This window comes from Kitasatospora sp. NPDC094028 (assembly GCF_049543595.1).
Classification (GTDB): domain Bacteria; phylum Actinomycetota; class Actinomycetes; order Streptomycetales; family Streptomycetaceae; genus Kitasatospora.
In genome coordinates, this window is record NZ_JBMVFA010000045.1 from 50,443 (window position 1) to 60,718 (window position 10,276).

The 10,276-nt window shown below is 73.7% G+C and carries 9 protein-coding genes; 6 read left to right on the forward strand and 3 right to left on the reverse strand.

What is annotated here, in order from left to right:
* Positions 1 to 122: 122 nt before the first annotated feature.
* Complete coding sequence (locus ACPC54_RS38095) at positions 123 to 485, reverse strand: DUF1304 domain-containing protein (RefSeq protein WP_498971614.1); 363 nt, start codon at positions 483 to 485, stop codon at positions 123 to 125.
* Positions 486 to 901: 416 nt separating this feature from the next.
* On the opposite strand from ACPC54_RS38095, the gene ACPC54_RS38100 reads away from it, so the two are divergent.
* Both ACPC54_RS38100 and ACPC54_RS38105 read left to right on the forward strand, forming a co-directional pair.
* On the forward strand, positions 902 to 1,432 hold the full coding sequence (locus ACPC54_RS38100; RefSeq protein WP_498971616.1) for a SigE family RNA polymerase sigma factor: 531 nt from the start codon (positions 902 to 904) through the stop codon (positions 1,430 to 1,432).
* Positions 1,429 to 2,217, forward strand: coding sequence for a hypothetical protein (locus ACPC54_RS38105; protein WP_498971618.1), 789 nt, complete (start codon positions 1,429 to 1,431; stop codon positions 2,215 to 2,217). The genes ACPC54_RS38100 and ACPC54_RS38105 overlap by 4 nt, the downstream gene beginning before the upstream one ends.
* A gap of 274 nt (positions 2,218 to 2,491) precedes the next feature.
* On the opposite strand, the gene ACPC54_RS38110 is transcribed toward ACPC54_RS38105, so the two are convergent.
* Both ACPC54_RS38110 and ACPC54_RS38115 read right to left on the reverse strand, forming a co-directional pair.
* Positions 2,492 to 3,514, reverse strand: a complete 1,023-nt coding sequence (locus ACPC54_RS38110) for a LacI family DNA-binding transcriptional regulator (protein ID WP_498971620.1) — start codon at positions 3,512 to 3,514, stop codon at positions 2,492 to 2,494.
* A 599-nt stretch (positions 3,515 to 4,113) separates the two neighbouring features.
* Complete coding sequence (locus tag ACPC54_RS38115) at positions 4,114 to 5,088, reverse strand: glycoside hydrolase family 6 protein (protein WP_498971621.1); 975 nt, start codon at positions 5,086 to 5,088, stop codon at positions 4,114 to 4,116.
* Between the two features lie 298 nt (positions 5,089 to 5,386).
* On the opposite strand from ACPC54_RS38115, the gene ACPC54_RS38120 reads away from it, so the two are divergent.
* The 4 genes from ACPC54_RS38120 to ACPC54_RS38135 all read left to right on the forward strand — a co-directional run bounded on the left by ACPC54_RS38120 (position 5,387) and on the right by ACPC54_RS38135 (position 10,147).
* Positions 5,387 to 6,424 carry a LacI family DNA-binding transcriptional regulator gene (locus ACPC54_RS38120; RefSeq protein WP_498971623.1) on the forward strand — a complete coding sequence of 346 codons (1,038 nt, stop codon included), beginning with the start codon at positions 5,387 to 5,389 and terminating at the stop codon, positions 6,422 to 6,424.
* Between the two features lie 296 nt (positions 6,425 to 6,720).
* Positions 6,721 to 8,022 (forward strand): ABC transporter substrate-binding protein, encoded by a 1,302-nt coding sequence (locus tag ACPC54_RS38125; protein WP_498971625.1) that lies wholly within the window; start codon positions 6,721 to 6,723, stop codon positions 8,020 to 8,022.
* Positions 8,023 to 8,171: 149 nt separating this feature from the next.
* Positions 8,172 to 9,182 (forward strand): carbohydrate ABC transporter permease, encoded by a 1,011-nt coding sequence (locus ACPC54_RS38130; RefSeq protein WP_498971627.1) that lies wholly within the window; start codon positions 8,172 to 8,174, stop codon positions 9,180 to 9,182.
* Between the two features lie 17 nt (positions 9,183 to 9,199).
* Positions 9,200 to 10,147 carry a carbohydrate ABC transporter permease gene (locus ACPC54_RS38135; RefSeq protein ID WP_498971629.1) on the forward strand — a complete coding sequence of 316 codons (948 nt, stop codon included), beginning with the start codon at positions 9,200 to 9,202 and terminating at the stop codon, positions 10,145 to 10,147.
* Positions 10,148 to 10,276 lie beyond the last annotated feature (129 nt).

The window sequence follows — 10,276 nt, forward strand, 5'->3', positions numbered from 1 at the left end:
GGGCACCGTGCCGGTCCCCGCCCGTTCGCTTCCCCTCCGCCGACCGACCGCCCGTGCGGAGCCGTCCCTCCACGCGGACCGCTCCGTGCCGCGGCGCCCCGCGAGGGACGGTCGTCCGGGATTCAGCGGGCCAGGAGCACCAGGACCAGCACGACCGCCGCCGGGACGGTCTGCACGAAGAGGATCTTCCGGGAGGACGTCACCGCGCCGAACAGCCCGGCGACGGCGACGCAGGACGCGAAGAAGACCCGCGCCTGGAACCCGACCGGGTCGGAGGCGAACGCGCCCCAGAGGAGCCCGGCTGCCAGGAAGCCGTTGTACAGGCCCTGGTTGGCGGCCATGGCCTTGCTCGCCGAGGCGAATTCCTGGGACGTACCGAACGAGGCCCGGGCCCGGGGAGTGGTCCACAGGAACATCTCCAGGACCAGGATGTAGACGTGCAGCAGGGCGAGCGCGACAACCGCAATCACGGCAACTGTGGACATGCCCGGCATCCTACGCAGTGGCCGGGGCCCCACACGTCGTGATGTGAGCGATCACAGACGGGGTCGGCCCGGCATTCTGCTCAGCCCTCGCGGAACCGTCAAGCCCGGGCCGATCCGCATGCCCCGACGTGAGCCCGCCCCGGCGGCGGGGACGAACATCGCCCGGACCGGCAACCTTTCCGGCCCCGGCGGCCACTGAGTGGTGAAACGTCGACGCGATCTACCGAACTGGATGGGCATGAGGGCTGCGAAGTACGCCGCTTCCCGGGCGCGGCACGGACGAGGGCAGGTCGGGGACTCTCCACCGGCCGTGACGCCCGGGGGCAGGCGCCGCCCCGGATCGGGGCACTGCTAGGCTCATGCAGATTGTTAACGCTCACATCGCTCACATTGCAGGGAGAGGGCTGCCGAGGGACATGCTCCTCGATGACACCTCCGCGGAATTCCACGGCTTCTTCGAACGCCACTACGCCGAACTCGCCCGTCTCGCGCACCTGCTGACCGGCGAGGCGGACGCGGCCGACGACCTCGCCGCGGACGCCATGATCGCGCTGTGGCAACGCTGGGACCGGCTCCGCGCGGCCGACCACCCGATCGCCTACGCCCGCGGGGTGGTCGCCAACATGGCCCGGGAGCGGATCCGCAGTGCCGTCCGCGAACGGCGCCGGGTCCTGCTGTTCTGGACCCGCAGCCCCGAGCGGACCGACGGACCGGACGTGGCGGCCGTGCTGGACGTCCGGACGGCACTCGCCCGGCTGCCGTTCCGCAAGCGGGCGTGCGTGGTGCTGCGGCACGCCTTCGACCTCTCGGAGAAGGACACCGCCGCGGCGCTGGGCATCTCGGTCGGTACGGTGAAGAGCCAGACCTCGAAGGGGATGGCCGAGCTGGAGAGAGCACTCGGCGCACGCGTGGTCGGCGAACTGACGGCAGGGAGGAGGAACCGGTGAACGAGCACATCACCCGGCAGCTGCGCGAGGCCGCCGAGGCCCACCAGCCCGACCGGGCACGGATGCTGGCCCGCGTGCAGCGCGGCACGGCCGGTCCCGCCACCCGTCACCGCGCACGGTCGGGCCTGCGGTCATGGCCCAGGGTCGCGCTCGCCGGCGTCGCGACCGTCGGCGCCCTGGCCACCGGCGGACTCGCCGTGGCCGGCATCGCCCCCTGGACCCCACGACCGGCGGACACCGTCACGACCGCACCGGCCGACCCCTCGCCGGCCGTCACCCCTTCGCCGACGCGGACCGCTCCCCCGGCCGCCGCCCCGGCGCCGGTGATCACCGCGCCGCCCACCGGCACCCCGACCGCCCCCCGCCCGACCCCGACCGCGAGCACCCGGCCCCAGAACGGCCCGCTGTGGTCGGAGGGGGCGATCGACCCGCACAGCACCGTCTACTGGGCCCAGAGCAACCTCACCCTCAGGACCGCCCAGCCGCTCACCGCGCTCACCGTCGAACTGCGCATCGCGCAGACCGGCGACGTGCGCGACACCGGCAACTGGCGGACCCTGCCCGCCGACGACTTCACCGTCACCGTCCAGGAGACCGGGGGCGCGCTGGTCTACCGCTGGGTGCTCAAGCCGGGCCGCACCGTCCCGGCCGGGCAGCACGAGTTCGCCGGCCAGTACAACCACGCCACCGGCATGCGCGCCTCCGCGAACGACGGCTACCGCGTCGACGCCCAGTCGGCGGGCGGCACCGTCTCCGTCTGGGGAGGCTTCCCGCCGGGCCGGTGAAGGGCCGAACGGCCGCCGCCCCCGGAACGCGTCCGGGGCGCCCGCTCGACCGAGCTGGCGCCCCCGGACCGGTTCGGACTCCGGCCCGCCGGATCACCGCTGCCAGGCCCGACGGCCGGCAGGCTCAGGCGCCGACCGGCTCCTTCTCGGTGACCGGGGAGTCCGGAGCCGCCGAGGCGGCGGGCTTGCGCAGCCCCGGGGTGGCGGCGCTCGCGCCGCTGCCGGTGTCCGCGACCAGCCTGGCGGCCTCGCCGATCAGGCCGTCGGCGCGAGGTCAGGAGGACTGCCGCACCACCAGCTCCGTCGGCAGCACCAGCCGGGACGGCTCCGCCTGCTCCCCGGCGATCTGCCGCAGCAGGAGCCCGGCCATCGTGCGGCCCATCCGCTCGATCGGCTGGCGGACGGTGGTCAGCGGCGGGTCGAGGTGGCGGGCCACCGGCGAGTCGTCGACGCCCACCAGCGCGACGTCGCCGGGCACCTCCAGGCCTCTGGCCCGCAGGACGGCGAGGGCTCCGACCGCCATCAGGTCGGAGGCGGCGAACACCGCGTCCAGCTCGGGGCGGCGGTCCAGCAGCTCCCGCATCGCCCGGCGGCCGCCGTCCTCGGTGAAGTCCCCGGCGGCGACGAGGCCCGCGTCCGGCGGCAGGCCGGCCGCCGCCAGCCCCTGGCGGTAGCCGGCCAGCCGGCCCTCGGCGGCATCCATGTCCCGCGGGCCGGTGATGGTGGCGATGCGACGCCGCCCGCGCCCCGCCAGGTGCTCCACCGCCGAACGCCCGGCCCCCACGTTGTCGGAGTCGACGTACGCCACCGACTCCTGCGGCGAACGGCGCCCGTTCAGCACGGTCGGCAGACCCAGCGCGCGCACCTGGTCCGGCAACGGGTCGTCCCGGTGGACGGAGACCAGCAGCACGCCGTCCACCCGCTGTGCGGCGAGGTACTGCTCGAAGCGCTGCCGCTCCTGCTCGGTGCGGATCAGCGTGAGCAGCAACTGCTTGTCCGCTGCGCCGAGTTCGGCGCTCACGCCACGGATGACGTCCAGGAAGTACGGCTCCGCGAACAGCCTGGCCTCGGTCTCCGGCACGACCAGCGCGACCGCGTCCGTCCGGCTGCCCGCCAGTGCCCGGGCCGCCCGGTTCGGCACGTAGCCCAGCTCCGCGATGGCCCGGCCCACCGCCTCCTTGGCCTGATCGCTCACCCGCGAGGATCCGTTGATCACCCGGGACACCGTGCCGCGCCCGACCCCGGCCAGGGCCGCGACCTCCTCCAGGGTCGGCCTTCCGGTCCGCCGGTCGCCCACTGCCCACCCGCCTTCCGTCGCCGCGATCGCTTGCGCACCCGCTGGCAGGGGATCGTAGGTCACGGGGCGCGGCACCGCCACGGCTCGTCCGGGGTTCGGGGCAGCGCGACCGGGAGCCGGCAGGCGCCCCGGGGCCGGCCTGTCGAACCGGCGCCGGGCAAGGCCATCGAGCGGTCCGGGATCCGCGCGGTACCGCTCCTGCTCTGGCCTGCCGCCGCGAACTCGGCGCCTCCCCGCGCGCCGTCCGCGCCGCCCGTACCGGCCGGCCCCGGCCCGAGGCCACGCGCGCCGACCGGTAGCGGAGGATCGGGTCAAGGCGGTGGCCGGAGAAGTTCTCGCGCCGCGGCAGCCTCTCCGGGACCGGCGACAACCAGGTGTCGTCCGGCCAAGCGGTCCGGTCAGCGGAAGCGCGTGAAAGAGAGCACCGACGGCGGGCGACGCACCGTAGCCGCCGGCTGTACCGGCGCCGGGGCTTCCGGGCGGCCGTCTGCCTCGCGGCCGTGCGAGGACGGCGAGCCCGGTGAGCAGGGCGGCGACGCCGGTCCGCACGGGAGCGGGACGCCGGCCCCGGACGGCTCCGGGGCCGGCGTCGCGCCGCGTCAGTAGCCGTAGATCATCCGGTAGGCGACCTCGGGCAGGAACTGGCCGGCGGTGGATCCGGCTCCGACGCCGCAGTTGCCGTCCGACTCGCCGGGCGCCTTGATCCACAGCAGCATCTCGGCGCCGCCGCCGACCTGCGTGGGCGGGCCGGTCCTGCGCCCCGCCGGGTTGCACCAGGCACCGTTGGAGCCGTTGCCGTTGCGGCTGGTGTCGATGACGAAGGGCTTGGTGAAGCCCTTCGTGGACGCCAGGGCCGCGTTGACGGCGTTGCCGTACGCGATGTTCTCGCCGGTGGTGAGGTAGTTCGACACGTTCAGCGAGAACCCGTGCGCTCCGCTCACCCCGGCCGCGGCCAGGTGCTGGGCCATGGTGCCGGCGCTCAGCCAGGCGGGGTTGCCGGCGTCGAGGTAGACCCAGGTGTTCGGAGCCTTGGCGTGGAACTGTGCGATGGCGTTGCTCAACAGGCCGTTGCGCTCGCTGATCTGGGCCTGGCTCATGCAGCTCTCGTCGCCGAGCGAGTCGGGTTCGAGGACGACCACCGCCGGCCGGTTGCCGATGCCGCCGGCGAAGGCGGCGATCCAGGTCCGGTAGTCGGCGGCGCTGCCCGCCCCGCCGCCGGACTGGCCGGCGCAGATGTCGCGGTCGGGGATGTTGTACGCCACCAGGATCGGCAGCTTGCCGTGGGCGGCGGCCGCGCCGACGAAGGCGCCGGTCGCCGTCCCGATGGTGCCGCTCCAGTTGCCGAACCAGCGTGCCGTGGGCACGTCGGCGATCGACGAGCGGATCGCGGGGGCGCGGCCGTCGCCCGGGTTGGCGTCGACCCACCGCCGCGCGGAGGAGTCGGGGTCCACGTAGAAGCCGCTGGTCATGCCGGTGGGGCCGGCGGCGTGGGCGGTGCCGGGGTGGACCGTGAGAAGGACGGTGCTCAGCACCGGGGCCAGGAGCAGGGAGCGGGTACGGAGGGAGCGGCGCATGGTTCCTCCACTGGGTGGGGGGTGGGGGAGGATGGAAGCGCTTCCAGGCCCAGATGATTGGGGCAGTCCGAACCCGGTGTCAAGACGCTTGCGGCACGTGCCCACGATTCCCGCGGGCGCTGGGATCCGGCCGGGCCCCGGCTCGCTCGGGCTCGGCCGGGCCGGGAAGTCCCGATCTTGGAAGCGCTTCCAGTCGGCGGGGGCGAGCAGGTACCGTCGATCACCGTGGCAGCACGGGAGGCCCGTGGAACCATGGTTCGGAGCGCACCCACCGGCAACAGGAGGATCGACGATCGCGATGGAGACGTCTCCACGGCATCAGCCGACGCTGGACGAGGTCGCCGCCCGGGCCGGTGTCTCGCGCACGGCGGCGTCCCGGGTGATCAACAACGTGCCGCACGTGAGCGCCGCCAAGCGCGCCGCGGTGGAGCGGGCGGTCCGCGAGCTCGGCTACGTGCCGAACCCGACCGCGCGGGCGCTGGCGACCCGGCGCGCGGGTGCGGTCGTGCTCGCGGTGTCCAGCGACGAACCCGGCCTGTTCGCCGACCCGTTCTTCGCCGAGGTGACGGTGGGCGTCAGCTCCTACCTCGATCGGACGGACCTGGAGCTGGTCCTGCTGCTGGCCGACACGCCCCGCGGCAAGGAGCGCCTGCGGCGCATCCTGAGCTCCCGGCGGGCCGACGGCGTGATGCTGATGGCGGTGCGCGGCGACGACCCCCTGGGCCGGCTGGCCGAGGAGACGGACCTGCCCGTGGTGTTCGGCGGCCTGCCGCTGTCCGGCACGCCCCGGTGGTACGTGGACCCGGACAACCGGGGCGGCGCCCGCCTGGCCGTCGAGTACCTGGTGCGCGGCGGACGCCGGAACATCGCGATGATCACCGGACAGGTCGACCTGCAGGCCGCGGTCGCCCGCGAACAGGGCTTCCGCGAGGCGCTGGTCCTGGCCGGCCGGTCCGACGCCGGGGTGGCACCCGGTGACTTCACCCAGGCCGGCGGCGAGGCCGCGATGGAGCGGCTGCTCGCGGAACGCCCGGACATCGACGCCGTGTTCACGGCCAACGACGGCATGGCGCTGGGAGCGCTGCGCGTCCTGCGCCGGCACGGCCGGCGGGTGCCCGAGGACGTCGCGGTCGTCGGCTTCGACGACCTCGCCGGCGCCCTGTACGCGGACCCGCCGCTGACGACCGTGCACCAGCCGGTGCGCGCGCTCGGGCTGGAGCTGGCCCGGATGCTGGTGGCCGTCATCGACGGCCAGGACCCGAGCCCCCTCGTCCTCCCCACCCGCCTGACCGTCCGCGAGTCCGCGCCCGCACCCGCGCCCGCGCCCGCCGACTGACACCACCGGACCGGGGCCCCGCCGCAGGACGGTGATCCGCCCTGCCCGGGACCGGTGGACCGGCTCAAGTTCCCCTGCCGCAGCACCTCTTGACAGTCCCTGCCGGAGGGAGCAGGGTTCCCGTCTGGGAGCGCTCCCACGCTTCGACCGACGCTCCCCGGGCCGGCGGACCGAGTCCGTCCCGGCCCCTCCCGCGCCACCTTCACGCGCCCCGCAGGGCCGCTCGCGGCCCCGCCCCCGGTGTCCCGAGCGCGGCCCCACCCCCGCGCATCCCGCTACTGGTCCTGGAGAACCTCATGTTCCTGCGCAGCCGCTCCCGCCGAGCCCCCGCCCTCCTGTCGGCCGCCGTCGTCACCGCGGCCCTGGTCACCGGCTGCTCCTCCGGAGGGTCCGGCTCGGACGATCCGAACGCGAAGATCACGCTCACCGTGGGCGACTTCGGCACCTTCGGCTACAAGGAGGCCGGGCTCTTCGACGAGTACATGAAGGCGCACCCGAACATCACCGTCAAGGAGAACGCCACCACGGTGGAGGGCGACTACTGGACGGCGCTGCAGACCCGGCTGTCGGGCGGCGGACTCGACGACGTCCAGGCGCTGGAGGTGGGCCGGATCTCGCTGGCCACCTCCGACCAACTCAGCTCCGCCTTCACCGATCTGTCGCACGCCCAGGGTGTCGACCAGGACGCCTACCTGCCGTGGAAGTGGAAGCAGGCGACGACCGCCCAGGGCAAGACCGTCGGCCTCGGCACGGACGTCGGCCCGATGGCGATCTGCTACCGCCAGGACCTCTTCCAGGCGGCGGGCCTGCCCGCCGACCCCGCCGCAGTCAGCGCCCTGTGGGCGGGCGACTGGGCGAAGTACGTCGAGGTCGGCCGCCAGTACCAGGCCAAGGCCCCCAAAGGCACCTTCTTCATGGACACCGCCACCGGCCTGTACAACGGCGTGGTCTCCTCCAACCCCGAGCAGTACTACAAGAACGGCAAGGCCGACTACCAGAACTCCGCCGGGGTGAAGAACGGCTGGAAGCTGGCCTCCGACGCCGTCCAGGCCGGCATCACCCAGGGGCTCAAGGAGTTCGACACCCCCTGGCAGACCGCCTTCTCCAACTCCACGTTCGCCACCACCGTCTGCCCGTCCTGGCAGCAGGCCAACATCGAGAAGTACTCCGGCCCGGGCAACACCGGGAAGTGGAACATCGCCCAGGCTCCCGCCGCCGGGAACTGGGGCGGCTCGTTCCTGACCGTGCCGGCCTCCGGCAAGCACGTGGCCCAGGCCCAGGCGCTGGCCGCCTGGCTCACCGCGCCCGAGCAGCAGGCCAAGGTCTTCCAGAAGGTCGGGAACATCCCCGCCAACCAGAAGGCGTACGCGCTCCCGGGCGTCACGGACTTCACCAACCCGTACATCGGCCCGAACGCCCCCACCGGGAAGATCTTCTCCACCGCCGCCAAGGCCATCCAGCCGGCCGAGACGGGGCCGCACCACGGGGACTTCCACGGGGCCTTCGGCAACGGCGTGCAGCTGATGGAGCAGAACCACCAGAGCCCCGACGAGGCCTGGGCCGCCACCGTCAAGCAGATCGCGGGCACCGTCCAGTAACCGTGGGGCCGGGACGTACGGACCGCCCGGCACCCCTGCCCCGGCGCGGTCCGTACGGGCGGCCGCCCACGACCGGCCGAGACCGACCGAACCCTGTCCAGAACGACGCGACGGCCTCACCCGGCCGTCGACCCGGCACGGAGGAAACTGTGGCCACCCCGACCAGCACCCACCGAAGAGACCCGGCCGACCCGGCCGACCCGCCCGCCCCGAGCGCGCGGTCGCGCCGCGGAACGCCGAGCGGCCTGCGCGGCCGGCTGCACCGCTGGGACCACGTCGGCTCGCCCTACGTGTTCGTCGCGCCCTTCTTCGTGGTGTTCGCGGTCTTCGGGCTCTTCCCGCTCCTCTACACCGGCTGGCTGTCCCTGCACCAGGTCAGCCTCTACAACGTCGACCAGAGCGACTGGGTCGGCCTGCAGAACTACCGCGACCTGCTGGTCGGGCCGGTGAGCGAGCAGTTCTGGCACGCCCTGCGCAACACCCTCACCCTCGGCGTGCTGTCCACCGTCCCGCAACTGCTGATCGCGCTCGGCCTGGCCCACCTGCTCAACTACCGCCTGCCGGCCCGCGGCTTCTTCCGGACGGCGCTGCTCGCGCCGTACGCGACCTCGGTGGCGGCCGCCACGCTCGTCTTCGCGCTGATCTTCAGCCCCGAGGGCGGCATGGCCAACTGGCTGCTCGGCCTGGTGGGTGCCGGACCGGTCCACTGGGAAGCCGGCAGCTGGAGCTCCCAGCTCGCCGTCTCCGTGATCGTCGTCTGGCGCTGGACCGGCTACAACGCGCTGATCTACCTCGCCGCGATGCAGGCCGTCCCCCGCGAGCTGTACGAGGCCGCCGCGATCGACGGTGCCAACCGCTGGCAACAGTTCCGCCACGTCACGATCCCCGAGCTGCGCCCCACCATCCTGTTCACCGTCGTCGTCTCGTTCATCGGATCGACCCAACTCTTCGGCGAGCCCTACCTGTTCGGCGGACAGAGCGGCCACCAGGGCGGCACCGACCACCAGTACGAGACCCTCGGCATCCTCATGTACGACCAGGGCTTCCACTACAGCCTGCTCGGACGCGCCTGCGCCATCGCCTGGCTGATGTTCGGCCTGCTCCTGCTGGTCGGCCTGGCCAACACTCTGGTCTCCCGCCGCCTGCGCGCTGCCAAGTGACCTGGAAGGACGACGACATGACCATCACCCCCGCCCCCGACCCCACCGCCGCGCGGACGGGACGGCCGGTCGGCGCTCCGGCCGACCGGCGTGGCACCGGGCGCCGGAACCGGCTGCGCTCCCCGGGCGCGGGCGACCAGCACCGGGCCGGGCCGTTCGCCCTGGCCGCGCTGGTCCTGGCCGCCCTCGTCTCGCTGTTCCCGCTGTACTGGACGCTCGTGGCCGCGTCGACCGACAGCCACCGGGTGGTCTCCACACCCCCGCCACTGCTGCCCGGCTCGAACCTGTTCCACAACATCGGCTACGTGTGGGACAACGCCGGGGCGCGCGGCATGGGCGTCGCGCTGCTCAACTCGACCCTGGTCGCCGGCACCGTCGCGCTCAGCACGGTGGCGTTCTCCGTCCTGGCCGGCTTCGCGTTCGCCAAGCTGCGCTTCCGCGGCCGCGGCGCGCTGTTCGCCCTCGTCGTCGCCACCATGGCCGTGCCCGCCCAGGTCAGCGTCGTGCCGCTGTTCATCCTGATGCGGCACCTGGGGCTCGGCAACAACCTCGGCGCCCTCGTCCTGCCCTCCCTCGTCACCGCCTTCGGCGTCTTCTTCATGCGGCAGTACCTCACCCAGGCCCTGCCCACCGAACTGCTGGAGGCGGCCCGGGTGGACGGCGCGCACTCGCTGCGGGTCGTCTGGCACGTCGTCCTGCCGATCGCCCGGCCCGCCATGGCCGTGCTGGGGATGCTCGTCTTCGTCCAGTCCTGGAACGACTTCCTGTGGCCCGTCATCGCGACGAACGGCGCCACCAATCCCACCGTCCAGGTCGCCCTCGCCGGCCTCGGCACCGGCTGGTCCACCGACTGGTCCGTCATCACCGCCGGCGCGCTCGTCGGCACCGCGCCGCTGCTCCTGGTCTTCGCCGTCTTCGGCCGACAGATCGTCGGCGGCATCACCCAGGGCGCACTCAAGGGGTGACCGGCTGCGGGCCGGGGCGGGGGGGTGCCCCCCGGCCCGCCCCCCGCCCGCCCCCCAATGGAAACAACACGCAATTGGGGCAACAGCCAAGACCCCCGCCCCCCCGAAAAACACCCCCCCCCCACGGGG

Bases quoted from the DNA above. Each gene is read 5' to 3' on its own strand.
- ACPC54_RS38095 (WP_498971614.1), bottom strand. From the start codon at position 485: ATGTCCACAGTTGCCGTGATTGCGGTTGTCGCGCTCGCCCTGCTGCAC.
- ACPC54_RS38100 (WP_498971616.1), top strand. From the start codon at position 902: ATGCTCCTCGATGACACCTCCGCGGAATTCCACGGCTTCTTCGAACGC.
- ACPC54_RS38115 (WP_498971621.1), bottom strand. From the start codon at position 5,088: ATGCGCCGCTCCCTCCGTACCCGCTCCCTGCTCCTGGCCCCGGTGCTG.
- ACPC54_RS38120 (WP_498971623.1), top strand. From the start codon at position 5,387: ATGGAGACGTCTCCACGGCATCAGCCGACGCTGGACGAGGTCGCCGCC.
- ACPC54_RS38125 (WP_498971625.1), top strand. From the start codon at position 6,721: ATGTTCCTGCGCAGCCGCTCCCGCCGAGCCCCCGCCCTCCTGTCGGCC.
- ACPC54_RS38135 (WP_498971629.1), top strand. From the start codon at position 9,200: ATGACCATCACCCCCGCCCCCGACCCCACCGCCGCGCGGACGGGACGG.